Raw genomic sequence first — 25852 nt, 5'->3', positions numbered from 1 at the left:
GCGCGCGCGATCATCGCCTATGGTCCGCCGCCTGCGCATCACGCGCCCGACGGACCAAGCCCATGACCCAGCCCATTGCCACGCGCTTTCCCGTTCCCGCGATCGACACCCTGCCCGACGACATCCGCACGCGCATTCTGGCGGTGCAGGAAAAATCCGGTTTCGTGCCCAATGTCTTCCTGTCGCTGGCCGGCCGGCCCGACGAATTCCGCGCCTTTTTCGCCTATCATGACGCGCTCATGGACAAGGACGGCGGGCTGACCAAGGCCGAGCGCGAGATGATCGTGGTCGCCACCTCCGCCGCCAACCAGTGCCATTATTGCGTCGTCGCGCATGGCGCGATCCTGCGCATCCGCGCCAAGAACCCGGAGATCGCAGATCAGATCGCGGTAAACTACCGCAAGGCCGACATCACGCCGCGACAGCGCGCGATGCTGGATTTCGCCATGAAGGTGAGCCGGTCTGCGGAAACCGTGTCGGAGGCGGATTTCGTCGAGGCCACCTCTCACGGATTCAGCGACAACGACATCTGGGACATCACGGCGATTGCAGCATTCTTCGCGCTGTCGAACCGGATGGCCAATGTCACCAGCATGAAGCCGAACGCCGAGTTCTACATGATGGGCCGGCTGCCGAAGTAACGGCGGTCCAGAGGGATATCGAAGTGCTGGACTGGTCGGAAATCCTGCTGCGGCTCGGCATTGCGGCGCTGGCCGGCGGTGCGCTCGGCCTCAACCGCGACCTGCACGGCAAGCCGGTCGGCTTGCGGACACTGTCGCTGGTCAGTCTAGCCACCGCGATGGTGATGGTGCTGGCCGATCCGCTACGCGACGGCGGCTTCACCGATGCCGGCAGCCGTATCGTTCAGGGCATCCTGACCGGTATCGGCTTTCTCGGCGCAGGGGTGATCTTCCACGCCGAAAAACACTTTCGTATCCACGGCCTGACCAGCGCCGCCTGCACCTGGTTGACCGCCTGCATCGGGATCATGTGCGGCGCCGGGCAATGGCGCATCGTGGCGGTCGCGCTGGCGATCACCTTCGTGGTCCTGTTGGTCGGCGGCCCGGTCGAACGCCGACTGCACCGCGTGCTCGGCGGCAAGCCGGACCGTGACCTGCCCTTACCCCTGCCGGCCGCGGATCAGTCCTCCGAGGCCGGCCCGCACCAGCCGGGCAGATAGATCGCGTCCTTGCTCTTGGCGAGGTCGAGCGCTTTCTCCATTGCCTTGGCGAAATCGGCCTCGACGTCCTTGCGCGACAGCCGGCGGCGCAACAGGTCGGCCCACAGGAACTCGCTGAACGGCGTGATGTCCTTGGCGTAGCCGCCGGCGCGGCGCAGCTCGCCGGCCAGGCTGCGGAACGGATCGTCCTTCAGCTTGGCGATCGATTTCGGGATGTCGTTAAAATGGTGCCGCACGCCGCGGGCGTCGTAGGGGTAGACCCAGCGGTGGTTATCGAGCACGCCCCAGAACGCAGCCTTGTCGACCATCGTGAGGTCGGCCACCACGCTGACCAGAATATCCTTCACCCCCTCTTCGTGGAGGGCGCGGGCCAGGTGATGGTGATCGATCACATAATGGTTATGGTCCGGCCCGAGTACGACCGGGATCATATGCGTACCCAGCGCCTCGGCCTGCTTGCGCTTCGACTTGTGCTCGCGCCAGCGCTTGCGCTTCTCCTTGACCTCGCGCATGCCCACCGTCATCTGCGTCGGCCGCAGCGACAGGATTGGTACCGGGTGCAAGAGAGGTTCGCGGGTGTTGGGCATGTTTCGTATTCCCTCGATTGCCGCATCTCGGCTATGCGGAGTTTATCCAACTGACACACGGTGAACGTGCTAAAATTACAAATCAAATGTTGCAGACGGCGACAACCATGAAGACCCAGCAGCCGATCATCACGCCGGACGACGAGCACCGCGTGCTTAAATTCGTGCCGCGGAATTCAGCGACGCTGCCGCAGCCTTCAACTACTCCCGAACACCCCCGTCCCGCTGAAGATCTTTCACGCTACGAGCGGCCGCGCGATGAGGCCGACGACTTCCGCCACCGCATGACGGCCAACGTCGCCGCCTTTGGTTTGACGGCCATCCTGATCGGGATCGGTATCTGGCTGGCGATCAGCATCGCCGACCTGCGCAAGACCCAGGATTGCGTGCTGATGGGCCGGCGCGACTGTGCACAGATCACGGTTCCGAAGGGCTGAGGCATCCAGATCGGCGGCGGCGGTGCCCGGTTCTGGCCGGTGGGTAGGCGCTCACCACCCATTGAACTGACGGGCAGCCTCCGTTATACGGGCAATCGACTCCTTTCGGCAGGCAGGGTGTTTTGGGGCCAAGCCCCCTCTTGTCATGCCGTTCTTGAATTTTTCTTCAATCGATCAAAGGCTTAACGATGTCCACCACATTCGATCAGGTCGCCACAATCATCGCGGAAACCTGCGACATTCCCCGCGATACGATCACGCAGGAGAGCCACGCGATCGACGATCTGGGCATCGACAGTCTCGACTTCCTCGACATCGCTTTCGCCATCGACAAGGCGTTCGGTATCAAGCTGCCGCTGGAAAAGTGGACCCAGGAAGTCAACGACGGCAAGGCGACCACCGAGCAGTACTTCGTTTTGAAGAACCTCAGCGCCCGCATCGACGAACTGGTCGCGGCCAAGAGCGCCTGACGCCCACTGTGACCCTCGGTCATGTTCATCCGATCGACCGCCTCGCCGGCCACGATGCCGGCGACAAGATCGCGATGAGCGGGCTCGAGACCTTCCGGCTCTACCCACTCCCCGATCCGGATTTGCGCGGGCACTTAAAAGCCATCGCCGAGCGGATCGGCTTTCCCACCGAGGCGATGGCCAGAGGTTGACGACAATGGCTGAAACGAGACACGTCAATTCCGAACCGGTGGAAGCCTGGATTACCGGCATCGGCCTCGCCACCTCGCTAGGCGAGGGCCCGGACGCGCATTGGGATGCGCTGAACAACAAGCGCATCAACATCGATGAAGCCAATTTCGCGCCCTACATCGTGCATCCGCTCGCGCCGGTTTCCTACGACTCGCAGATTCCCAAAAAGGGCGATCAGCGGCAGATGGAAGCCTGGCAGCGCATCGGCACCTATGCCGCCGGCCTAGCGCTGGAATCGGCCGGGCTGAAGGGCAACAAGGAAATCCTGTCGAAGATGGACATGATCGTCGCGGCCGGTGGCGGCGAACGCGATCTGGCCGTCGATTCCGGCATTCTCAATTCCGAAGGCCACGGCGCGACGCCGCCCGGCCTTCTCAACGAACGGCTGATGAACGACCTGCGGCCGACGCTGTTCCTGGCGCAGCTCTCCAACCTGCTCGCTGGCAATATAGCCATCGTGCATGGCGTCACCGGATCGTCGCGCACCTTCATGGGCGAGGAAGCCGCCGGCGTTGACGCTGCGCGGATTGCGCTGGCGCGGATTGCGGCCGGACAGAGCGACGTGGCGTTGATCGGTGCGGCGCATAACGGCGAGCGCAAGGACCTGTTGCTGCTGTATGAGTTCGACGACTTCAACCTGAAGAACAAGTTCGAGACGCTGTGGGCCCGCGAACAGGCCAGCGGCTTTGCGCTCGGCTCCGGCGGCGCCTTCCTCGTGATCGAATCCCGTGCGCACGCCGAAGCGCGCGGCGCCAAGCCGTTTGCGCGGCTGAAGAACGTCGTTGCCGATCAGGCCCGCCGCAAGACCCCCGGCGAAATCACGGCGTCCCTTGAGAAATTGTGGACCAAGCTCGGGCCGCTGCAAGGCGACACCGCGATCATCACCGGCGCCACCGGCGCAGAGCCCGCGACCTCGGAAGAGCGCGCCTTCCTGAAGGAACATGGCGACATCGCGGTTCGCGCCACCGGCACATCGTTCGGCCATACGCTCGAGACGCAGTTTCCGCTCGGCCTCGGCCTCGCCGCCCTGGCGATCTCGCGCGGCAAGATGTTTCCGCCCAACGATTCGACCGGCCTCGAGATTGAAATGTCGAAGCCACCCACCCAGATTGTGGTGATCGGCGCCGGCCACTGGCGCGGCGAAGGCATGGCGCTGGTCGAAGCAATCGATTGACGCGAACGATACGGCCGACGGGGAATACAATATGACAGCCACGCGCGATAAATTCGGCCGACCGATCGTCGTCGTCACCGGCATGGGTGTTGTCACCTCGCTCGGCGCCGGCAAGCAGGACAACTGGAAGAAGCTGACCGCCGGCGAATCCGGCATCCGGACTATCACGCGCTTTCCGACCGAAGGCCTGAAGACCACGATGGCCGGCACCATCGACTTCGTGCCGGTCGATCCGTTCTCGTCCACCGACCTGTCGGAAAAGCTCGGCGACCTCGCCACCGAGGAAGCCATCGCGCAGGCCGGTATCGGCCGCAAGGGCGACTTCCCCGGCCCGCTGTTCCTGGCGGTTGCGCCCGTTGAAGTCGAATGGCCGCAGCGCCAGGCCGTGGCGCGCGCCACCGGCGCCAACACCGCCATCGATTATGATGCGCTGCTGCGCGTCGCTTCCGGCGGCCAGTTCAAGAATTTCCACCGCCGCTTCATGTTCGGCTCGGTCGCCGACCATATCGCCGACACGTTTGGCACCAAGGGCTCGCCGATCTCGCTATCGACCGCGTGCGCGTCGGGCGCCACGGCGATACAGCTCGGCGTCGAGGCGATCCGCCGCGGCGAGGCTGATGCCGCTTTGTGCGTCGCCACCGACGGTTCGGTCAATCCGGAAGCGCTGATCCGCTTCTCGCTGCTGTCGGCGCTGTCCACCAACAACGATTCGCCGCAGGCCGCGGTCCGCCCGTTCGCTAAGAACCGCGACGGCTTCGTGATGGCCGAAGGCGCAGGCGCGCTGGTGCTGGAAAGCCTGGAAGCCGCCACCGCGCGCGGCGCCAAGATCCTCGGCATCGTCGCCGGTTGCGGCGAACTCGCCGACTCCTTCCACCGCACCCGCTCCAGCCCGGACGGCAAGCCGATCGTCGGCTGCGTCAACAACGCGCTGTTCGATGCCGGCATGGTCTCCGACCAGATCGACTACATCAATGCACACGGCACCGGCACGCCGGAAAACGACAAGATGGAGTATCTCGGCATCTCCATGGTGTTCGGCGAACGCGCCAAGCAGATCCCGGTATCGTCCAACAAGTCGATGGTCGGTCACACGCTGTCGGCCGCTGGCGCCGTCGAAGCGGTGTTCTCGTTGCTCACGCTGGAGCATCAGCGAATTCCGCCGACCATCAATTACGACGTTCCCGATCCGGCGATTCCCTTCGACGTGGTCCCCAATACCGCCCGCGACGCGCGCGTCACCGCCGTGATGTCGAACTCGTTCGGTTTCGGCGGCCAGAACGCCTCGCTGATCCTGACGCGCGAACCGATTTAGGCCTCGCGCGACCTGCGCCGGTTGACGCGATAGCGTGAACCGGCGATACGCAATCCATCTGAAATTCACCTATTGCCGGAGACACGGTGTCATGCGTGCGCTCAATCTTATTGCCGATCGTCAGCTCGTTGTCGTCGATCAGGACGCCCCGCCGCCGCCCGAAGCCGGTGAAGTGCAGATTCGCGTCAAGGCGGTAGCGCTGAACCACATCGACGTCTGGGGCTTCCGCGGCATGGCCTTCGCCAAGCGCAAGCTGCCGCTGGCGATCGGCGCCGAGGCCTCCGGTGAGATCGCCGCGGTCGGCGAAGGCGTGACGCGCTTCAAGCCCGGCCAGAAGGTGGTGATGTACGGCGCCAAGACCTGCGGCACCTGCAAGGCCTGCGTCGAAGGCCGTGACAATTTCTGCGAAAACGTCGGCGGCCTCTACGGCTTCCACCTCGACGGTTTTTCGCGCGAACTGCTGAACATGCCGGAGCGGCTGGTGATCCCCGTCCCCGACAGCGTCAGCCTGCGTGACGCCGCGTGCGCGCCGATCGCGTTCTCGACCGTGCAGCATATGCTGTTCGACAATGCCAAGCTGCAGCCCGGCGAGACCATTCTCGTTCACGCCGGCGGCTCCGGCATCGGCACCGTCGCGATCATGATGGCCAAGAAGATCGGCTGCACGGTGATCACGACCGTGGGCGACGATTCCAAGATCGAGGGCGTGAAAGCGCTCGGAGCCGACTACGTCATCAACTACCGCAAGGATCGGTTCGAGGGCGAGACCCGCAAGATCACCAAGAAGAAAGGCGTCGATGTCGTGTTCGAGCACGTCGGTGCCGACACCTTCAACGGCTCGCTGCTGGTGATGAAGCGCGGCGGCCGTCTGGTGACCTGCGGCTCGACCTCGGGTCCCACCACGACCATCAACCTGATGCAGCTGTTCCAGCAACAGTACCGCATCTTCGGCTCGTTCGGTGCGACCATGAAGAACATCAGCGAGAGCCTCGACAAAATGGCCGACGGCATGCTGCCGGTGATCGACACCGAAGTATCGATGGACGACGTGGAGCCCGCGTTGAAGCGGATGGAGAGCCGCCAGGTGTTCGGCAAGATCATCGTCCACTTCTGATGCTGCGGCTGTTCCTCCGCACCCGTGCGAAAGTTCGTGACGCCATCAAGCCGGCAGGCGAAGCGGTAGTCGGGGCGCTGACGATCGCGTTGCTGCGTACCACGCGCTATTTCGACCCGATCAAGACCGCCAACCTGTTCGCCCGGATTACGCAGAAGATCGGACCGCTGTTCCGCGAGGACAAGATCGGCCGCGCCAATCTCACCGCGGCATTCCCGGAAAAATCGCCGGAAGAGATCGAGACGATTCTCGCGGGCGTGTGGGGAAATCTCGGCCGCTTCGCCGCCGAGTTCGCGCATCTCGATCACGTCTGGGAGCACGACCCCGCGCATCCCGAACTGAGCCGCATCGAAATTCCGCAGCGCACCCACGAATTGTTCGCGCAGCTCCGCCTCGACGGCAAGCCGGCGCTGATCTTCGCCGCCCATCTCGGCAACTGGGAATTGCCCGCGCTCGCCGCAGTCGCGCATGGGCTGGACGCCACCGTGCTGTACCGCCGGCCGAACATCGAGGCCGCCAATCGCATCATCGAGCAAATCCGCGCCGTCAAGATGGGAACGATGGTCCCGGCCAGCCACGACGCGCCGGTGAAGCTGGCGCATGCCTTGAGCGACGGCCAGCACGTCGCGATGCTGGTCGACCAGTGGTTCCGCAACGGCGTCGAAGTGGATTTCTTCGGCCGCAAGACCAACGCCAATCCGATGCTGGCGCGGCTGCTGCGCCAGATCGATTGCCCGATCCACGGCGTCCGCATCATCCGCCTGCCCAACCACCGCTTCCGCGCCGAACTCTCGGAAGAAGTGAAGCCGGTGCGAACCGCTGACGGCAAGGTGGATATTCAGGGCACGATGCAGGCGGTGACATCCGTGCTGGAAGGCTGGATCCGGGAATATCCGGACCAGTGGCTGTGGCTGCATCGCCGCTGGCGGTGAGCTTCTGAATTCCCGCGACGCCTCCACATACTCACTTGTCGTCCCCGCGCATGCGGGGATCCAGTATTCCGAAGCGTCACGGCTCCATCACTGCCGTCGCGCACTACTTGGTCGCCCGGTCGAGCCGAGCGATGACAGCGGCGCATAGACACGGCCTTACCTCCCCGTCTTCACCTTCGTCCACAGCCGGTTGATCACCCGCTGCGTCGTCGGATCGCGCGCGGTGATGACGAACAGCTTTTGCAGCATGGCATCGTTCGGATAGATCGTCTTGTCGTTCAGGATGTTGCGATCGACCAGCTTCTGGCTGGCGAGATTGCCGTTGGCGTAGCCGAGAAAATCCGAGTTCTTCGCCGCCACTTCCGGCCGGTACAGGTAGTTGATCAATTCGTGCGCCTCGGCGACATGCGGCGCATCCGCGGGGATCGCCAGATTGTCGAAGAACATCTGCGCGCCCTCCTTCGGGATCGCGTAGCCGATCTCGACGCTGTTTCTGGATTCCGCGGCGCGCGCCCGGGCCTGGATGATGTCGCCGGACCAGCCGACCACCAGGCAGATCTCGCCGGTCGCCAGCGCGCTGAGATATTCCGACGAATGAAATTTTCGCACCATTGGCCGGACCTTGCTGACGAGGTCAGCGGCCTTGTCGAGGTCGGGCTGTTTGGTGGAATTCGGATCGAGACCGAGCGCATTCAGCGCCGCCGGCAGGAGGTCGTCGGCGGAGTCCAGCATGTGGACGCCGCAATCTTTGAACTTCGCCAGATTCTCCGGCTTGAACACGATGTCCCAGCTGTCGATCTTGCCATTCGGTCCGAGAATTCGCTCGACCGCCTTGACGTTGTAGCCGATGCCGGTGGTGCCCCACATGTAGTTGGCGGCGAACTGGTTGCCGGGGTCGTAGACATTCAGCCGGCTGGTGACCGCATCCCAGGCGTTGGCAAGGTTCGGCAACTTTGTCTTGTCGAGCTTCTGGAAAATCTTCGCGGCGATCTGGCGCTGCAGGAAATATGCTGTCGGCACCACTACGTCGTAGCCGGACTTGCCGGCCAGGAGCCGCGTCTCCAGCGTCTCATTGGCGTCGAACGTATCGTAGACCACCTTGATGCCGGTCTCTTTGGTGAAGTCTTCGAGGACTCCCGGCGCCACGTAGTTCGACCAGTTGTAGAAGTTGACCACCCGCTCCTGCCCTTGCGCCTGCGCGGGCATCGAAAGCGCAATCGATACCGAACAGGCGGCGATGAAGCGGATGCTCATGACCTCTCCTAGCGGCGATGCACCGCGTCCGACAACCGCTCCAGCGCGGTGTCGAGCGTCGAGTCCTTCTTGGCGAAGCAGAACCGCACCACCGACGTCACTTTTTCTTCCTCATAGAACGCCGATACCGGAATCGCCGCGACCTTGTAGTCGTGCACGATGCGCTTGCAGAACGCTTCGTCGGTCTCGTTGAGACCAAGCGGACTGAGATCGACGGTGAGGAAATACGTGCCCTGCGACTTGATCACCGGGAATCCGATACGCTCCAGCCCGGCGGCCAACCGGTCGCGGCTGCGCGCCAGATCGGTCGTCATCTCCTCGAAGAATTCATCGGGCTTGCCGAGGCCGTAAGCGACGGCGGTCTGCAGGTTCGGCGCGGTCGTAAAGGTGAGAAACTGGTGCACCTTGGCGCAAACCCGCAGCAACGGCGGCGCCGCGCAGACGAAGCCGATCTTCCAGCCGGTCAGCGAGAATATCTTGCCGGCCGAACCGATCTTGATGGTGCGGTCGCGCATGCCGGGGATCGACATCAGCGGAATATGCTTGAAGCCCTCGAACACGACGTGCTCCCAGACCTCGTCACAGATCGCGATGGTGTCGAACTCCTGGCAGAACTTCGCCAGCAGTTCGAGGTCCTCGCGCGGATAGACTACCGCGGCGGGGTTGAGCGGATTGTTGAACAGCACCGCCTTGGTCTTGTGATTGAAGACCGAGCGCAGGTCTTCTTCCGTTAGCCGCCAGTGCGGCGGCTTGAGGCTGACCAGCCGCGGAATGCCACCGGCCTGGCGGATGATCGGCAGATAGGAATCGTAGACCGGCTGGAAACAAACGACTTCGTCGCCGGGCTCGACCACCGCGAGGATCGCCGCGGTCAGGGCCTCGGTGCCGCCCGAGGTCACCATCACCTCGGACATCGGATCGAGCGAGAGGCCGTGCCAATGCTGGTAGTGCGTGGCGATCGACTGCCGCAATTCCGGCAGGCCCATCATCGACGGGTACTGATTGTAGCCATTGAGCACGGCATCCGCCGCCGCCTGGCGGATATCCTCCGGGCCCGGATGATCCGGAAAGCCCTGACCGAGATTGATGGCGTCGTTGTCGCGCGCAAGCTGCGACATGGCTTCGAATACCGTGACCGGCAGGTTCGCAAAGATCGGATTCATTGCAGCGTCAGACCTTGGTCGGCAGGCCAGCCGCTTTCCAGCCGAGCATGCCGCCGGCAAGGTGCTTGTCGTAGGCAAAGCCGTCGGCCTGTGCCGCCAGCGATGCCGACACCGAGCGCTTGCCGGAGCGGCAGGCGAACACAATCTGCTTGCCCTGGGGATCGGGCAGATCCGCGGAATCGAAGCCCGACAACGGCACCACTACGGCGTCCGGATAGGCTTCCGCCGCAACCTCGTTGGGCTCGCGGACATCGACCAGCAGATAGCGACCGTCGGCGATCCCCTTGGCGACTTCCTCCGGCGCCAGATCCGTAACGCTGTGATTGTCAGCCACTAAAACCTCCAGGCGCCCCGTCATTCCGGGGCGAATACCACATCAAAATTCCGCGCCAAGGTCGCCTCTGGCGCGCCGAAAATCAAGCGGCGCACGCGGTTAAATCGTCACCTGCGTACCCACCTCGACCACGCGGCCGGTCGGGATCTGGAAATAGTCGGTCGCATCGTTGGCGGTGCGGCTGAGCGCGATGAACAGATGATCCTGCCAGCGCGGCATGCCGGAATGCGCCGCCGGCTTCAACGCGCGCCGCGACAGGAAGAACGACGTCGACATGATGTCGAACTGCCAGCCGACCTTGCGCGCGATCGCCAGCGACTTCGGCACGTTGGGCGATTCCATGAAGCCGAAGCGCAGCGTCACTTTGGTAAAGGTGGCGCTGATCTCTTCCAGCCGGACCCGGTCGGCCGGATCAATGCGCGGCGTCGGCGCGGTCTCGATGGTGAGAATGACGTTCTTCTCGTGCAGCACCTTGTAGTGTTTCAGACTATGCATCAGCGCGGTCGGGGCGGATTCCGGATCGCTGGTCAGGAACACCGCGGTGCCCGACACACGCTGCGGCGGGCGCTTCTCCAGCATCGCGACGAGATCCTTGAGCGGGAATTCGAGCTTGCGCGATTTCTCGAACAGCAGCCGACTGCCGCGCCGCCAAGTGTACATCAGCAGGATCACGATGCCGCCGAGCAGCAGAGGCACCCAGCCGCCATCGAACACCTTCAGAAGGTTGGCGACGAAGAAGGTGAGATCGAGCAGCAGGAAAGGCACGATCAAGGCGGCGGCGGCCACGGCCGACCACCGCCAGACCCGCCAGATCACCACGAAGCCCATCATCGCGGTGACCACCATGGTGCCGGTCACAGAGATGCCATAGGCCGATGCCAGCGCGCTCGACGACTTGAACAGCAGCACCAAAAGCACGACGGCGATCAGCAGCAGCAGGGTGACGCGCGGAATGTAGATCTGGCCGGAATGGGCTTCCGACGTATGGCGGATCTCGAAGCGCGGCAGCAGGCCAAGCTGGATCGCCTGCCGGGTCAGCGAATAGGTGCCGGTGATGACGGCCTGGCTGGCGATCACCGTGGCGACGGTGGCCAAAGCGACCATCGGGATCAGCGCCCAGTCCGGAAACATGAGGAAGAACGGGTTTTCCAGCGCCGTGGGATCGGCGATGACCAGCGCGCCCTGCCCCAGATAGTTCAGCGCCAGCGACGGCAGCACGATGTACAGCCACGCGGTCTGGATCGGCCGCTTGCCGAAATGGCCGAGGTCGGCATACAGCGCCTCGGCGCCGGTGACGGCGAGGAACACCGCGCCGAGCGTGATGAAGCCGATGACACCGTGGTGCAGCATGAAGGAAACGGCATGCAGCGGATTGAGTGCGTAGAGCACTTCGGGATGCCGCACGATCGGCGGAACTGCGGCGATCGCGATCACGGTGAACCACACGCACATCACCGGCCCGAAGAACGCCGCAACCCGCGCGGTGCCCCGCGACTGCACCGCAAACAATACGATCAGGATGATGATGGTCAGCGGCACGACATAGGCGTCGAAGGCCGAGGTCACGAGCTTGATGCCTTCGATCGCGGACAGCACCGACAGCGCCGGGGTGATCACGGCATCGCCGTAGAACAGCGCACCACTGATGATACCGAGCAGCACGATGAGCGATGCGCCGCCGCCCTTGCCCACCGCGCGCTGTGCCAGCGCCATCAGCGCCAGCGTGCCGCCCTCGCCGTGGTTGTCGGCGCGCAACAGGATCAGCACGTATTTCAGCGTGACCACGACGACCAGCGCCCACAGGATCAGCGACAGCACGCCGAGCACGGCTTCGTTGCTGACGCCGGTTGTCGTGTGTCCGCCAGCGGCAATCAGCGCCTCACGCATCGCGTAGAGCGGGCTGGTGCCAATATCGCCATAAACGACACCGATACTGCCCAGCATCAGCGATTTGAAGCCCGCGGTCGAATGCGCGCCGCCATGCTCCACGGCCGCCGACGTTTCCGTGGCGGAAACTGCGCTCTCACTCGTCATGCAATAGCCTCGACAATGGCTGCGTCACCGCAAAGCGAGGCGGCACATCTGCCTGCGCGAAGTCTGCAATATACCGTCTTTCCGGGCGGCAGCCACGCGAAAAGCGACGCAGGGCTAAATCGTCACCTGCGTACCGACTTCGACCACCCGGCCGGTCGGGATCTGGAAATAGTCGGTGGCGTCGTTGGCCGAACGGCTCAGCGCGATGAACAGGTGGTCCTGCCACAGCGGCATGCCGGATTGCGCCGACGGCTTCAGCGAGCGGCGTGAGACGAAGAACGACGTCGCCATGATGTCGAACTGCCAGCCCAGCTTCCGCGCGATCACCAGCGCCTTCGGCACGTTGGGCGATTCCATGAAGCCGAAGCGCAGCCGCACGGTCGAGAACTTGTCGCTGATATTCTCCATCCGCACCCGGTCGGCGGGATCGACGCGCGGCGTCTGCCCGGTCTCGATCGTCAGGATCACGTTGTGCTCATGCAGCACTTTGTTGTGCTTGAGATTATGCAGCATCGCGGTCGGCACGAACTCCGGATCGCTGGTCAGGAACACCGCGGTGCCCTTGACGATGTGCGGCGGACGTTTTTCCAGGCTCTTGATCAGATCGCGCAGCGGCACCTCGGTGCGGCGCGTCTTGGCGATCAGGATCGCAGCGCCGCGACGCCAGCTCCAGATCACCACGGCCATGCTGAGGCCGAACAACAACGGCACCCAGGCGCCCTCCAGCAGCTTCAGCAGGTTGGCGCTGAGGAAAGTTATGTCGACGATCACTAATGGCACGATCACGGCCGCTGCGGTCGCCGCCTTCCAGTTCCACAGCTTCCAGATCACCACGAAGCCCATGATGCCGTCGGCGACCATCGTAGTCGACACCGCAATGCCATAGGCGGAAGCCAGCCCGCTGGAGGTGCGGAACAGCATCACCAGCAGTAGCACGCCGATCAACAACAGCCGGTTGACGCGCGGAAGATAGATCTGGCCGGCATGGGTTTCAGAGGTGAAGCGAACTTCGAAGCGCGGCAACAGGCCGAGCTGCACGGCCTGGCGCACCAGCGAATAGGCCCCGGTGATCACCGCCTGGCTGGCGATCACGGTGGCGGCCGTCGCGAGAATGATCAGCGGCACCAGCATCGACTGCGGCGCCATCAGGTAGAACGGGTTCTCGATCGCCGCGGGATTGGACAACACCAGCGCGCCCTGCCCGAAATAGTTGATCAGCAGCGCCGGCAGCACCAGGATGAACCAACCGGCCTGGATCGGCTTGCGGCCAAAATGGCCGAGATCGGCGTACAGCGCCTCGCCGCCGGTGACGGCGAGAAACACCGCGCCGAGCGTCACCAGTCCGATGGTCCCGTGGCTGAGCAGGAACTGGATCGCGTAGTACGGATTGATCGCATACAGCACCGTCGGGGCGTCGGAGATATGCGACAGGCCCATCACCGTCAGCACGGTAAACCACACGATCATCACCGGCCCGAAGGCATTGGCGACCTTGGCGGTGCCGATGCGTTGCACCGAGAACAGCACGACGAGGATCGCGATGGTCAGGGGCACGACGTAGTGTTCGAGCGCAGGAGCCGCCAGCTTAAGGCCTTCCACCGCCGACAGCACCGAGATCGCCGGCGTAATCATCGAGTCGCCGATGAACATCGAGGCCCCGACCACGCCCAGCGCCATCAGCGGCCAACTGCGCCGGCCCAGCGCGCGCTGCCCCAGCGCCATCAGCGACAGCGTGCCGCCCTCGCCATTGTTGTCGGCGCGCAGCAGCAGCAGCACGTATTTGGCGGTAACGACGATAAACAGCGCCCACAGGATCAGAGAGAGCACGCCGAGCACGATGGCAGGCGTCGGCGGGCCATGATGGGTGGCGCCGGCCACCGCCTCGCGGAACGCATAGAGCGGCGACGTGCCGATGTCGCCGAAGACAACGCCGATGCTACCGAGCGCCAACTGCCAGAACCCCGTCGAAATCGGGATTTCGGCTGGCGCCTCATGGGATGTGTCGCTGACGGCCATGATCCTTGAAACGCTCGTTTGCTGATCTCGGTCCCGGCTATGGCGTGCCGGCCGAGGCCCGTCAACGGCTTGACACCAGCAGAACACACCCTTTGCCGCGGATCAGGGCAATGGTAATTTCGGCTGGCGCTTCAAAAAAAGGATTTGACGGCGGCTATGGCTTGAGGTTCGGCGGCAGCGGCGGGTCTTCGCGCATCAAGGTGATGGTCACCCGGCGGTTGGCGGCCATCGACGGATCGTCAGGAAACAGCGGCTGGCTGTCGGCCTTGCCCGACACCGAGAACACGTGGGCCGGCGGCAAACCCTCCCGTTCCAGAATCTGGCGCACCACATTGGCGCGATCGGCGGACAGGTCGAAGGCATCATATTCGGCGCGCGCCGGGATGAAGCCGGCCGCGGTATGGCCGACGATCGCCACCCGCAGCGGCGTCGCCTTCAGCGGGACGGCGAGCTTCTGCAGCAGCAGCCGCGTGCGCTCATAGGGCACCTTGGAGCCCTCGGCGAACATCGAGCGGCCGTTCTGGTCGATGATTTCGAGGTTCAGCCCCTGCTTGGTTTCCTCGAACATGATGTTCTTGGAAACCTCGGCGATCTCCGGCATGTCCTGCAGCGCCTGGCGCAGCGAGGCCGAAGCCAGCGCGAATTCGCGGTCCATCTTCAGCTTGGCCCCCTTGGGCCGCCCTGCCGAATTGTTTTCGTCCGGGCTGGTGACGTTGGAGGCTTCGTCCGGATTGACGTGTCCGACATTCTTGGTCTGGCCACGGGTCGGCAGGCCGTCGGATTCGATCACGCCGGAATAGCGCGCGTCGGACTGCACGCCGAAGGCTTCGCGCATCGAGCCGGCAACGACCTTCAGCTTGGCGGTATCCTGGGTCGAGAACGACACCAGCATCACGAAGAAGCTCATCATCAGCGCCATCAGATCGGCGAAGGTCACGAACCAGCCGTGACCGCCGTGGGCTTCTTCGCGCTTCTTCTTCGCCATCTGACTGCCCCGCGCCCGTCCGGCTTACGCCGGAACCGGCTCGCCCTCTTCATGGCGATGCTTCTCGGGCAGATAGGCCAGAAGCATTTCGCGCACCAATGTCGGGCTCTTGGAATCGCGGATCATCAGGATGCCGTCGATGATCAGCGTCCGGTTGGTTTCCTCATCGAGCAGCTTGCCGTGCAGCTTGTCGGCGATCGGCAGGCAGAACAGGTTGGCGACCAGCGCGCCGTACAACGTCGCGAGCAGCGCTGTCGCCATGAACGGGCCGAGCTTGGAGGGATCGGACATGTTGGAGAACATCTGCACCATGCCGATCAGCGTGCCGATCATGCCGAACGCCGGAGCGCAATCGCCGATGGCGCGGTAGATCTTGCTGCCCTCGTTGAGGTGCATCAGGAAGTTGTCGCGGTCGCGCTCGAGATTGTCGCGAATGAATTCGAGGTCGTAGCCGTCGGCGACGAAGCGGATGCCCTTGGCAAGGAACGGCTCGTTGGTCTCGACCTTTTCAAGGCCGACCGGCCCCTGCTTGCGGGCGATTTCGGCGATGCGGGCGAGTTCGTCGACGAGGTCGCGCGCCGACAGCCGACTCATCGTGAAAGCGAACTTGGCGCCGAGCGGCAGGCCATGCAGCATCACGCCGAGCGGGAAGCGGATCATGGTCGCGGTGATCGAGCCGCCAAAGATGATGATCATGGCATGTTCGGAGATGAACATGTGAAGATCGCCGCCCATGAACACCATCAGGGCGATGACGGCCATGCCGCCAAGAAGCCCTGCGCCCGTCATGATATCCATGGAAAACTCCGACGCTAAAGCGCACGCAACTCAACTGTCCGTCCTGGACGGGCGCGTCTCACATCAGCCGCGCGTTACTACCCTATGGGGAGTGCGATTAAGGAGCAGTAAAGGTTAAGGACGCAATGCGGAGCCGACCGCTTGCCGCTGTCACGCGTAACAACGACGCCGGGCGGCGTCGCTGTTAACAGCTTGCTAACGATTGGCGCTAGCGGCCCCGGCCGGTCAGTGGATTTCCGACGATTGCTTCAGCGCAGCTTTCAGCTTGTCGAGCGAGAAAGACGCGCTGCGGGCGATGTCGAGGATCGGCGTCTCGCGGCGGCCACACAGTTCGGCAGCGTCGGGGATCATGGCCGCAATATCCGGCGGGATCACCACCGCGCCGTGCTGGTCGGCGTGGATCAGGTCGCCGGATCGCACCGTCATTCCGGCGACGCGGACCTCGCCGCCGAAATTCTCGGCGTGGACATAGGCGTGCGACGGACCGACCGAGCCGGCCAGCGCCTGAAAGCCCTCGGCCCATTGCGGGATGTCGCGGATCGAGCCGTCGGTGACGACGCCGAGACAGCCCAGCGCCTTGTGAACCGCGCTTTGCACCTCGCCCCAGAACGCCCCATAGCCCACATCGGAGCCATCGATGTCCTGGATCACGCTGATGCGCGGACCGGCGCCGGTGCCGACATATTCGTAATAGGCGATGCGGCGCGCGGCTTGTTCGGCGGGCGGCAAGCCGGAGGCCAGTACCGAGCGAATCGTGGCGGTGCGGGCATAGCCGACGATCGCCGGCAGGTCGGGAAACGGGCAGACCAGCGGCTTGGTGGTGTAGCCGATCAGGCGGCGCTGCGGTGCGACGATCTCCATCGCGTTGCAGATCGTCGGCGTGTCGTAACGGCCGAGCGCTTCGAGGACGGAAGCCGGCAACGGTTCTGCAGCGGATAAAGTCACGGAGTTCTCCCTGTCGTGTTTCGCATCCGGTCTTTGCCGGATGTCGTCGTCTGATCGTGTGGAAAGAGTGCGCTAGTTCAACCGCACCGGCCGGTCATCGGGCGCGGGCTCGCTCGGCGCATGGGGCGTGTCCGGGGCGGCCTCGGCGGGAATGGCAGGATCAACCGGTGCCACGGCGGCGGTCGAGGCTGCCAGCGCGCGCTCCTGGTCGCGGTACGACTTCCAGCCGATCGGCAGGCTGAGCAGATACAGCACCGACAGCAGCGACAGCACATGCCAAGGGTAGCCGATCAGCAGCGCGATAAAGAGCACGACGCCCGCGACCACCGGCAGGACCAATTCGCGCGGCACCCGCATGTTGGTCGACTTGCCGGAGAACACCGGCAGCCGCGACACCATCAGAAACGCTATCAGCAGCGTGAACAGCGTGGTGAGCGCCGCGGGCGGCGTCGGCATACCCAGGAACGATAGATAAATCGGCAGCAGCACGGTGATGGCGCCGAGCGGCGCCGGCATGCCGGTGAAGAAGTTGGCGGCGAAGGCCGGCTTGTTGGGGTCATCCATCTCGGCGTTGAAACGCGCCAGCCGCAGGCTGCCGCAGATCGCAAAGATCATCGCCGCGATCCAGCCGAAATTGCTGAGGTCGTGAAGCTGCCAGAAATACAGGATCAGGCCCGGCGCGACACCGAAATTGACGAAATCGGCGAGGCTGTCGAGTTCGGCGCCGAACTTGGACTGGCCCTTGATCATGCGGGCGACACGGCCATCGACCCCGTCCAGCACGGCGGCGAACACGATCGCGGCGACCGCCAGCTCCATCCGCCCTTCGGTGGAGAGCCGGATCGCCGTCAGGCCGGCGCAGATCGCCAGCAGGGTGATCATATTGGGCACCAGCATCCGGATCGGAATCGTCCGGAACCGGCGGCGGCGCGTCTCAGGCAACGGGTCTAGGGGCATCTGCATGGCTTCCTCATAGCAAACCCTACCCTGCTCCGCCATTGTGGCGGAGCATCGACCCTGCAGGCCGGGGAACGGGGTTAATCAACCCGGTAGGTGCGGCCGCCGTCGCCGATGTTGAAATCGGCCAGCACGGTCTCGCCGGCTACCGCGGTCTGGCCAACCGACACCAGCGCCTTGCTGCCTTCGGGCAGATAGACGTCGAGGCGAGAGCCGAACCGGATCAGGCCGAAACGCTCGCCGGCGCCGAGCATCTGGCCCTCGCGCACGAATGAGACGATCCGCCGCGCCACCAGGCCTGCGATCTGCACCACGCCGATGCGGCCACCGGGGATCGAGATCACCAGCGAATTGCGCTCATTGTCGTCGGAGGCCTTGTCGAGTTCGGCATTGATAAACTTGCCGGGGCGGTAGGCGATGCGCTCGATGCGGCCGGCGACCGGGCTGCGGTTCACGTGGCAGTTGAACACGCTCATGAAGACCGAAATCCGCAGCAGCGGCACGTCGCCAAGGCCGAGTTCGGCCGGCGGCAGCACCATCTGGATCAGCGACACCCGGCCATCGGCGGGCGACACCACGACGCCCTCGCGGATCGGCGTGACGCGGACCGGATCGCGGAAGAACAGCGCACACCACACCGTCAGGACCGTGCCGATCCAGCCCAGCGGCGTCCAGATCCAGAACAGGATCAGGGTCGCCAGGGCAAAGCCGCCAATGAACGGGTAGCCTTCCTTGTGGATCGGCGGAATTTGCGCACGGATGGAATTGGCGATGGACATGGGGTCAGGCTTCTTTCTTCCCCTCTCCCCCAAGCAGCGAAGCTGCGCAGGCGGCGAGAGGGTGGCGCGACGACAGTCGCGCCAGGAGAGGGGGCTGGCGAGGTACGGCCAAGGTGCTCGATAGTAACTTCGAGCACCCCGCCGGTGTTGTTCAACACCTCATTATTCCAGAACCGCAGCACGCGAAACCCTTGTTGTTCGAGCCATAGGTCGCGGTCTGCAACGCAGTCGCTTCCCCCGGATGCTGCGCAACGCGCCCTCTTGAGGGCATGGTGCGCTGCTGATCCGGGGCCCATCGACCGCGCGCTGTCAGCATGGGTCCCGGATCTGCGGCGCAGCGTTTCACGCTGCACCGCATCCGGGACACGAGATCTACATTGAAAAGCTATTCCGCCGCGTCCGGCGTCATCAAGACCGGAGGCACCCGATTCGGGGCCGCAGCCTCGTCGGCGATCAGCGCCAGCCGCTCGCGGGCTTCCTGGGCTTCGCGCTGCCGGTTCCACATGCTCGCATAGAGACCGCCCGCGGCCAGTAGCTGGCTATGGGTGCCGCGCTCGGCGATACGGCCCTGGTCGAGCACGATGATCTCGTCGGCGCCGACGATGGTCGAGAGCCGGTGCGCAATCACCAAGGAGGTGCGGTTGCGCGAGACCTTTTCCAGCGCATCCTGGATTTCCTGTTCAGTGTGGCTGTCGAGCGCCGAGGTGGCCTCATCGAGCAGCAGGATCGGCGGCGCCTTCAGCACGGTGCGGGCGATCGCCACGCGCTGCTTTTCGCCGCCCGACAGCTTCAGGCCGCGCTCGCCAACTTCGGTCTCGTAGCCCTTCGGCGACATCTGGATGAAGCTGTCGATCTGCGCGGTGCGCGCGGCCTCCTCCACCTCTTCGTCGGTGGCGTCCCAGCGGCCGTAGCGAATGTTGTAGCGGATGGTGTCGTTGAACAGCACGGTGTCCTGCGGCACCATGCCGATCACCTCGCGCAGACTGGACTGCGTGACGTTGCGGATGTTCTGGCCGTCGATCGAGATGGTCCCGCCGGACACGTCATAGAGCCGGAACAGCAGCCGCGAGATCGTCGATTTGCCCGCACCGGAGGGACCGACGATGGCCACGGTCTTGCCGGCGGGCACCTCGAAGGACAGACCCTTGAGAATCGGACGCTCCGGGTCGTAGGCGAACTGCACGTTGTCGAAACGGACATGACCGGAGGCGACCACCAGCGGCTTCGCACCGGGAAGATCCTTGACCTCCGGGTTACGCTGCAACACGCCGAACATCTTCTCGATGTCGATCACCGCCTGCTTGATCTCGCGATACACCATACCCATGAAATTCAGCGGCTGGTACAGCTGGATCATCATCGCATTGATCATGACGAAATCGCCGACCGTATTACGACCGCTGCGCACGCCGATCGCGCACATCAGCATCGTCGCGGTGAGGCCGCAGGTGAAGATGATCGCCTGCCCGGTATTGAGCAGCGCCAGCGAGGTGTAGGTCTTGACGCTGGCCTTCTCGTAGCGCGCCATCGAGCGGTCGTAACGCTCCGCCTCGCGCGCTTCGGCGCTGAAGTATTTCACGGTCTCATAGTTCAACAGCGAGTCGATCGCCTTGGTGTTCGCCTCGGTGTCGGAATCGTTCATCTTGCGGCGGATCTCGATCCGCCATTCGGTCGCAATGTAGGTGTAGTACATGTAGACGAACACCGTGATCGCGGTGACCAGCACGTAGCGCCAGTCGAACTGCCACAGCAGCACGCCCATCAGCAGCGAGACCTCGACCACCGTCGGCACCAGCTGCAGGATCACCATCCGCACGATCACCTCGATGCCGAGGCGGCCACGCTCCAGCACCCGTGTCAGTCCGCCGGTCTTGCGCTCAAGGTGAAAGCGCAGCGACAATTCGTGCATATGGACGAAGGTGAGGAACGCCAGCTTGCGGACCGCATGCATCGCCACCTTGGCGAAAATGCCGTCGCGCCATTGCGTCAGCACCGCCATCAGCACGCGGATCAGGCCGTAGCTCACCGTCATGATGACGGGCGAGGCGATCAGCCACAACATCCAGTTGGACGATTGAAGCGGCGCGGTGTCGGCGCCGGTCAGGGCGTCGATCGCCCATTTGAAGGTAAACGGCACCGTCAGCGTCGCCAGCTTGGCGATCAGCAGCAGCACCATCGACCAGACGACGCGCATCTTCAGGTCGGCGCGGTCGCCGGGCCAGATATAGGGCCACAGGTGAACCAGCGTCGCCATCAGCGTACCGCGTTCGATGGAATTTGCGGCAGTGGGGGCGTCGCCGTCGTTCGTGGTATCGGCGGGTCTAGTCATTGATGGCGCCGGAAACGAACGAGGCGGCTGCGTCGCGCCGCGCGGTGCTGAAGGTCGGTTGCATGCTGGAATGCATATAGACTCTTTGCCGGGTTGTCGCACCCTCCGCAGTGCATTCTTTTCCCGCTCAGGAGGGTGCAGCGAGTATCAATTTCCCGTTCTGCGATCACGCAGGTCTTGACGCTGTGATCCCGCACTGCCACATAAATTGTCATGAGCATCATCAAGAACGTCTGCGTGTATTGCGGCTCCGGCCCCGGCACCAACCCCCGCTTCGTGGAATCGGCCATCGCGCTCGGCAAATCGCTTGCGGAAAGCGGCGTCGGCCTGGTCTATGGCGGCGGCTCGATCGGCCTGATGGGCGCGGTTGCTTCATCGGTCCTCAAGCACGGCGGCCGCGTCACCGGCATCATCCCCGAGTTCCTGACCAAGCGCGAAAATGCGCTGACCGGCGCCCAGGAACTGATCGTCACCCACGACATGCACGAGCGCAAACGGCTGATGTTCGAGCGCTCGGACGCGTTCGTCGCACTGCCCGGCGGTATCGGAACGCTGGAAGAGCTGGTCGAGCAATTGACCTGGCAACAGCTCGGCCGCCACAGCAAGCCGATCCTGCTCGCCAATATCGAGAACTTCTGGGAGCCGCTGCTGGAGCTGCTCAGCCATATGCGCTCGACCGCCTTCATCCGGCCGACGCTGCCGCTGGAAGTGCTGAAGGCCGAGCAGGTCGAGGACATCCTGCCCCGCTTGCGCGCCGCCGCAGCCCAAGCCTCGGAAGCAGCCAAGAAACTGGACCCGGAAGTCGCCAGCCGGCTGTAATTATTTCAACAAGTTGTCATTCCGGGATGCGACAGACGGCGCAGCCGGATGGCCTAGGCCCGGAACCCTGAGATATTCATCACCATCTCCGGGTTCGCTCGCAGCTAACGCTGGTCTCGCCCCGGAATGACAGCGTCAGCGTCGGCGTTACTTTTCAGAAACGTCACCGCCTCGATCCGGTTACCATCCGGATCGGCGATGAACGTCGCGTAATAGCGCACGCGATCATGCGGGCGCATCGACGGCGCGCTTTCCGAGATCCCGCCAGCCGAAACCGCCGCCGCGTGGAAGGCATCGACTTCCTCGATCGACTTTGCCCGCAGGCACAGATGCGCACCGCCGTCCGGCGACAGCGGCTGCATGTCAGGGCGAAAATTGATCCAGACTTCCGGATAAGTCTTGCCGAACCCGACCATTCCCGGCCGCGTCACCAGCCTCGTCATGCCGAGCGCCGAGAAGATGCGCTCGTAGAACGGCACCGCTTGCCCAAGATTCCTGACGGCGAGCGAGACATGGTCGATCATGACGGTCTCCTCAGACGGGTGGCGATGCCTCGCCGAGTGTCTTCTGCATCGTGGTGTTGGCGAGCCACTCCTCGCCCAATGTGATGGTGTTACGCCGTGTCGCGATATAGCCGCGCTTGAGGAAGAACTCCTGCGCGTTGTCGCTAACGTCTACCGTCAGGGTTTTCGCGCCACGCGCGCCAGCCAGTTTCTCCAGCGCATCGCACAGCATGGCGGCGACGCCGCGCAGAACGGCACTCGGATGCACATAGAGCAGATCGATGTGATCGGCGCCGCGCAGCGAGACAAACCCGATCGGCGAACTGTTCATACTGGCGATCAGCGTCAACTGGCCGGCGAGGCGCTTGCCGAACGCTGCCTCGTCCTCAGCAGCAGAGGCCCACGCCGCCTGCTGGGTTTCGCTGTAGTCGTCGCCGGTCAGCTCGGCGATCGAGGCCACAAAGATCGCGGCCAGAATCGGCGTGTCGGTCGGCAGGAACGGCCGCAGTGTGGCTTGAGGCATCGCCTGTCCCATCAGCGTGCGATCTCCCAGGTGGTGCCGTCCTTGGAATCCTTGATCGTCACGCCGAGCGCCGCCAGTTCGTCACGCAGGCGATCGGATTCCGCGAAATCCTTGCGCGCCCGCGCCGCTGTGCGGTCCGCGATCAGGCCGTCAATCTGTGCGGCATCGACGCCGCTGGCCTGCTGCTTGCGCCCGGCCCATTCGGCCGCGGTCTCCGACAGGAAACCGAGCATGCGCAGCGAAGCCGCGAACTTCCCGCGATCCTTTTCGTCGCCGGCGGCGGCGCCGTTGCGCAGGCCGTGCAGCGCCGCGATCATCTGCGGCGTGTTGAGGTCATCGGACAGCGCGTCGATCACCTTGCTGGAGGGATGGCCGCCCTTGTTGTCCGCAGCGACCCAGTACCAGTCGTCGAGCGTCCTGGCGCTTTCTTCCAGGCCCTTCAGCGTCCAGTCCATCGGCGAGCGATACTGCGTCTTCAGCATGTTGAGGCGGACCACCTCGCCCGGCCAGTCGTTCAGCAATTCGCGGATGGTAACGAAATTGCCGGTCGATTTCGACATCTTCTCGCCTTCGACCTGCAGGAAGCCGTTGTGCATCCAGTAGTTGGCCATCGCCTCCGTGCCGTGCGCGCAGCGCGACTGGGCGATCTCGTTCTCGTGGTGCGGGAAGATCAGATCGAGGCCGCCGCCGTGAATGTCGAAGGTCTCGCCCAGATAGGCGGCCGACATCGCCGAGCATTCGATATGCCAGCCCGGACGGCCCCTGCCCCACGGGCTTTCCCAGCCGGGCTCTTCCGCGGAGGATTGCTTCCACAGCACGAAATCGGTCGGATGCTTCTTGTGCGCATCGACGGCGACGCGCGCGCCGGCCTGCTGGTCTTCCAGTTTGCGGCCCGACAGCAAGCCGTAATCCGGCATCGATTCGGTATCGAACAGCACTTCGCCGCCGGCTTCGTACGCATGACCGCGCGCGATCAACTGCTTGATCAGCGTCACCATGTCGGTCTTGCCGTCGGCGCGCGGCAGCACGAAATCGGTGGCGCGCGGCTCAAAGGTGGGCGGCAGGCAGCCGAGCGCTGCGACATCGGCGTGAAACTGTTCGGCGGTCTTCTCGGTGACGGCGCGGATGGCGTCGTTCAGCGGCAGGCCGGGAAAGTCACGGATCGCGCGGTCATTGATCTTGTCATCGACGTCGGTGATGTTGCGGACATAGGTGACCTGGTCCGGGCCATAGATGTAGCGCAGCATCCGGAACAACACGTCGAACACGATCACCGGGCGGGCATTGCCGATATGGGCGAAGTCGTAGACCGTGGGACCGCAGACATACAGCCGGACGTTGTCGGCATCGATCGGCGCGAAGCTGCGCTTCTCTTTGGTCAGCGTGTCGTAAAGGCGAAAATCCATGACTGTCCCGTCCCTGATGGCCGGGCGTCCAATGATCTCGGTTGAGAAAAGACGGCCTCAGCCAGCGAATTGCTAGCGGATAATCTCGCGGCGCAGGCCGCAATTGGCGAGAAAACCGTTCATTCGCGGCACCATGCGGCAGCCGGGGCTTTGCCGTCAAGGCCCGCAGAAAGCGGTGCCATGGTGCCGATTTGGGCCGCATGGTTAATGATTCTTAAACCTTCACCCTTATTGGATGAGGTCAGGTTCCCTCAATCACAAGGTGCGTCATGAAATCGATTGCGATGTTGCTGGCCGCCTCCGTTCTGGCCGCCACCTCCGCTCTGGCCGATTCCCGCGTCTTCATCATCGCCAATCAGTCCGACGGCTACGGCATCGACCGCTGCCTCGCCCGCGGCGAGAAATGCGGCGCCTCTGCCGCTTTGTCTTACTGCAAATCGCACGAATTCGCCCAGGCGACCGCCTTCCGCCGGGTCGATCCCGACGAGATCACCGGCTCGGTGCCGAAGGCCCCCGCCTGCGCGAGCGGTGGTTGCAACGAATACATCGCGATCACCTGCCAGCGCTGACGGCCTTCTGCGCAGAACGAGAAACTTGCGGCGTTGCCGCCACAGTACAGCCCCGGAAACGACGTGACCCTGCCGCGAGAAGCCGCTATGGGAAGGCGGCGTTGCTGTTGCCCCGGAAATCTTCCACCACGTGGCGAATTCGGCAATGCCGGCAAGGGGTTTGCCATGCATCGAACCCGCGCCGATCTGACCCGATGTGCTGCAATGGCCCTTTATGTCTGACAGGTTGAATGCCTCCCTCTCCCGCTGGGCCCTGACCGGCGCCGTCCTGCTAGGCGCGTTCTCGCTCAGCCTCGATGTCTTTGCGCAGGGCATGCCGCCCGGTGCGCAGCCCGGCGCCAATCCAATGTGCGTCCGGCTCGAAGCGCAACTCGCGACCGTTGATCGCGGCGGCGGCGATCCGGCGCGGGCCGAACAGTTGCGCCGCTACGAGGACGCCGCTTCCAAGCAGCAGTCGGAACTCGACCGCGTCACCGCACAGGCGCGCCGGATGGGCTGCGATTCGTCCGGCTTCTTCTCAATGTTCAACGGCCAATCGCAGCAGTGCGGCCCGGTCAACAACCAGATTCAACAGATGCGCGGCAATCTCGACCAGATCACCGGCAATCTGGAACGGCTGCGCGTCGGCACTCCCGGCAGTTCGGACCGCGACAGCCAGCGCCGCTCTGTGCTGCTGGCGCTTGCGCAGAACAATTGCGGTCCGCAATACGCCGCCGCCGCGCGCAATCCCGGCGGCTCGGGCCCCGGCAATTTTCTCAACAACCTGTTCGGCAACAACGAGCCGAGCCCCGACTCACCGCCGATCGACGCCCCCGCCGCGGCGCCATCCGGCACCTACCGCACCGTCTGCGTGCGCACCTGCGACGGATCCTATTTCCCGATCTCGTTCGCCACCGTGCAGAGCCGCTTTGCCGACGACGAGCGCACCTGCAAGAGCCTGTGCCCGGCCTCGGATGCCAACCTGTTCAGCTACCGCAACCCCGGCGAGGACATGAACGCCG

28 protein-coding genes are annotated in these 25852 nt (G+C 64.0%); 12 read left to right on the top strand and 16 right to left on the bottom strand.

Features of this window, described 5'->3' with window-relative positions; genetic code table 11:
* Positions 1–62 precede the first annotated feature (62 nt).
* Together JWQ24_RS19625 and JWQ24_RS19620 are read left to right on the top strand one after the other, a co-directional pair.
* Positions 63–641 carry a peroxidase-related enzyme gene (locus JWQ24_RS19625; protein WP_299811697.1) on the top strand — a complete coding sequence of 193 codons (579 nt, stop codon included), beginning with the start codon at positions 63–65 and terminating at the stop codon, positions 639–641.
* A 23-nt stretch (positions 642–664) separates the two neighbouring features.
* Entirely contained in the window at positions 665–1180 is a 516-nt protein-coding gene (locus JWQ24_RS19620; protein WP_299811695.1) for an MgtC/SapB family protein, read from the top strand.
* Here the strand turns inward: JWQ24_RS19620 and JWQ24_RS19615 are convergent.
* A complete protein-coding gene (locus JWQ24_RS19615; protein WP_299811693.1) occupies positions 1141–1767 on the bottom strand; it encodes a ParB-like protein in 627 nt (208 codons plus the stop codon). The two genes, JWQ24_RS19620 and JWQ24_RS19615, sit on opposite strands and share 40 nt — an antisense overlap.
* Positions 1768–1874: 107 nt before the next feature.
* Here JWQ24_RS19615 and JWQ24_RS19610 point away from each other — a divergent pair, with 107 nt between their 5' ends.
* The 7 genes from JWQ24_RS19610 to JWQ24_RS19580 all read left to right on the top strand — a co-directional run bounded on the left by JWQ24_RS19610 (position 1875) and on the right by JWQ24_RS19580 (position 7437).
* Positions 1875–2204, top strand: coding sequence for a hypothetical protein (locus JWQ24_RS19610; protein WP_299811731.1), 330 nt, complete (start codon positions 1875–1877; stop codon positions 2202–2204).
* A 188-nt stretch (positions 2205–2392) separates the two neighbouring features.
* On the top strand, positions 2393–2674 hold the full coding sequence (locus JWQ24_RS19605; RefSeq protein WP_299811691.1) for an acyl carrier protein: 282 nt from the start codon (positions 2393–2395) through the stop codon (positions 2672–2674).
* 8 nt (positions 2675–2682) lie between these two features.
* Entirely contained in the window at positions 2683–2865 is a 183-nt protein-coding gene (locus JWQ24_RS19600; protein ID WP_299811689.1) for a hypothetical protein, read from the top strand.
* 5 nt (positions 2866–2870) lie between these two features.
* Positions 2871–4079: a beta-ketoacyl-ACP synthase gene (locus JWQ24_RS19595; protein ID WP_299811687.1), complete on the top strand. Its 1209-nt coding sequence runs from the start codon at positions 2871–2873 to the stop codon at positions 4077–4079.
* Between the two features lie 31 nt (positions 4080–4110).
* Positions 4111–5391 (top strand): beta-ketoacyl-ACP synthase, encoded by a 1281-nt coding sequence (locus tag JWQ24_RS19590; protein ID WP_299811685.1) that lies wholly within the window; start codon positions 4111–4113, stop codon positions 5389–5391.
* A gap of 91 nt (positions 5392–5482) precedes the next feature.
* Positions 5483–6505 carry a zinc-binding dehydrogenase gene (locus tag JWQ24_RS19585; protein ID WP_299811684.1) on the top strand — a complete coding sequence of 341 codons (1023 nt, stop codon included), beginning with the start codon at positions 5483–5485 and terminating at the stop codon, positions 6503–6505.
* Complete coding sequence (locus JWQ24_RS19580; protein ID WP_299811683.1) at positions 6505–7437, top strand: lipid A biosynthesis lauroyl acyltransferase; 933 nt, start codon at positions 6505–6507, stop codon at positions 7435–7437. The genes JWQ24_RS19585 and JWQ24_RS19580 overlap by 1 nt, the downstream gene beginning before the upstream one ends.
* A gap of 156 nt (positions 7438–7593) precedes the next feature.
* On the opposite strand, the gene JWQ24_RS19575 is transcribed toward JWQ24_RS19580, so the two are convergent.
* From JWQ24_RS19575 to JWQ24_RS19520, 12 genes are all read right to left on the bottom strand, one after another.
* Complete coding sequence (locus tag JWQ24_RS19575) at positions 7594–8691, bottom strand: polyamine ABC transporter substrate-binding protein (RefSeq protein WP_299811681.1); 1098 nt, start codon at positions 8689–8691, stop codon at positions 7594–7596.
* A gap of 8 nt (positions 8692–8699) precedes the next feature.
* Positions 8700–9854, bottom strand: coding sequence for an aminotransferase (locus JWQ24_RS19570; RefSeq protein ID WP_299811679.1), 1155 nt, complete (start codon positions 9852–9854; stop codon positions 8700–8702).
* A 7-nt stretch (positions 9855–9861) separates the two neighbouring features.
* Positions 9862–10188 (bottom strand): rhodanese-like domain-containing protein, encoded by a 327-nt coding sequence (locus tag JWQ24_RS19565; protein ID WP_299811677.1) that lies wholly within the window; start codon positions 10186–10188, stop codon positions 9862–9864.
* 99 nt (positions 10189–10287) lie between these two features.
* On the bottom strand, positions 10288–12222 hold the full coding sequence (locus JWQ24_RS19560; RefSeq protein WP_299811675.1) for a potassium transporter Kup: 1935 nt from the start codon (positions 12220–12222) through the stop codon (positions 10288–10290).
* A 114-nt stretch (positions 12223–12336) separates the two neighbouring features.
* On the bottom strand, positions 12337–14238 hold the full coding sequence (locus JWQ24_RS19555) for a potassium transporter Kup (RefSeq protein ID WP_299811673.1): 1902 nt from the start codon (positions 14236–14238) through the stop codon (positions 12337–12339).
* A 154-nt stretch (positions 14239–14392) separates the two neighbouring features.
* The gene (locus JWQ24_RS19550; protein ID WP_299811671.1) at positions 14393–15223 is read right to left on the bottom strand and encodes a flagellar motor protein MotB; all 831 of its coding nucleotides are present in this window, start codon (positions 15221–15223) and stop codon (positions 14393–14395) included.
* Positions 15224–15247: 24 nt separating this feature from the next.
* A complete protein-coding gene (locus JWQ24_RS19545; protein ID WP_299811669.1) occupies positions 15248–16021 on the bottom strand; it encodes a MotA/TolQ/ExbB proton channel family protein in 774 nt (257 codons plus the stop codon).
* Positions 16022–16246: 225 nt separating this feature from the next.
* Positions 16247–16966: an RraA family protein gene (locus JWQ24_RS19540; RefSeq protein WP_299811667.1), complete on the bottom strand. Its 720-nt coding sequence runs from the start codon at positions 16964–16966 to the stop codon at positions 16247–16249.
* Positions 16967–17038: 72 nt separating this feature from the next.
* Positions 17039–17929 (bottom strand): CDP-diacylglycerol--serine O-phosphatidyltransferase, encoded by an 891-nt coding sequence (gene pssA, locus JWQ24_RS19535; RefSeq protein WP_299811665.1) that lies wholly within the window; start codon positions 17927–17929, stop codon positions 17039–17041.
* A 74-nt stretch (positions 17930–18003) separates the two neighbouring features.
* Positions 18004–18702: a phosphatidylserine decarboxylase gene (locus tag JWQ24_RS19530; RefSeq protein ID WP_299811663.1), complete on the bottom strand. Its 699-nt coding sequence runs from the start codon at positions 18700–18702 to the stop codon at positions 18004–18006.
* On the bottom strand, positions 18612–18998 hold the full coding sequence (locus JWQ24_RS19525; RefSeq protein WP_299811661.1) for a DUF559 domain-containing protein: 387 nt from the start codon (positions 18996–18998) through the stop codon (positions 18612–18614). The genes JWQ24_RS19530 and JWQ24_RS19525 overlap by 91 nt, the downstream gene beginning before the upstream one ends.
* 89 nt (positions 18999–19087) lie before the next feature.
* Positions 19088–21031, bottom strand: a complete 1944-nt coding sequence (locus JWQ24_RS19520; RefSeq protein WP_299811659.1) for an ABC transporter ATP-binding protein/permease — start codon at positions 21029–21031, stop codon at positions 19088–19090.
* A 213-nt stretch (positions 21032–21244) separates the two neighbouring features.
* Here JWQ24_RS19520 and JWQ24_RS19515 point away from each other — a divergent pair, with 213 nt between their 5' ends.
* Positions 21245–21850: a TIGR00730 family Rossman fold protein gene (locus JWQ24_RS19515; protein ID WP_299811657.1), complete on the top strand. Its 606-nt coding sequence runs from the start codon at positions 21245–21247 to the stop codon at positions 21848–21850.
* Between the two features lie 104 nt (positions 21851–21954).
* On the opposite strand, the gene JWQ24_RS19510 is transcribed toward JWQ24_RS19515, so the two are convergent.
* From JWQ24_RS19510 to cysS, 3 genes are read right to left on the bottom strand one after another with little or no spacing between them, the layout of a single operon-like run.
* On the bottom strand, positions 21955–22374 hold the full coding sequence (locus tag JWQ24_RS19510; protein WP_299811655.1) for a VOC family protein: 420 nt from the start codon (positions 22372–22374) through the stop codon (positions 21955–21957).
* 10 nt (positions 22375–22384) lie between these two features.
* On the bottom strand, positions 22385–22888 hold the full coding sequence (locus JWQ24_RS19505) for a GNAT family N-acetyltransferase (protein WP_299811653.1): 504 nt from the start codon (positions 22886–22888) through the stop codon (positions 22385–22387).
* Positions 22888–24282 carry a cysteine--tRNA ligase gene (cysS, locus tag JWQ24_RS19500; RefSeq protein WP_299811651.1) on the bottom strand — a complete coding sequence of 465 codons (1395 nt, stop codon included), beginning with the start codon at positions 24280–24282 and terminating at the stop codon, positions 22888–22890. The genes JWQ24_RS19505 and cysS overlap by 1 nt, the downstream gene beginning before the upstream one ends.
* A 269-nt stretch (positions 24283–24551) precedes the next feature.
* Here cysS and JWQ24_RS19495 point away from each other — a divergent pair, with 269 nt between their 5' ends.
* Entirely contained in the window at positions 24552–24851 is a 300-nt protein-coding gene (locus JWQ24_RS19495) for a hypothetical protein (protein WP_299811649.1), read from the top strand.
* A gap of 214 nt (positions 24852–25065) precedes the next feature.
* The coding region (locus JWQ24_RS19490; protein ID WP_299811647.1) for a DUF2865 domain-containing protein at positions 25066–25852 on the top strand (787 nt) is incomplete at its 3' end.

It is taken from the genome of Tardiphaga sp., from assembly GCF_028290495.1.
Taxonomy (GTDB): domain Bacteria; phylum Pseudomonadota; class Alphaproteobacteria; order Rhizobiales; family Xanthobacteraceae; genus Tardiphaga.
This window is presented reverse-complemented; position numbering and strand designations above follow the sequence as displayed.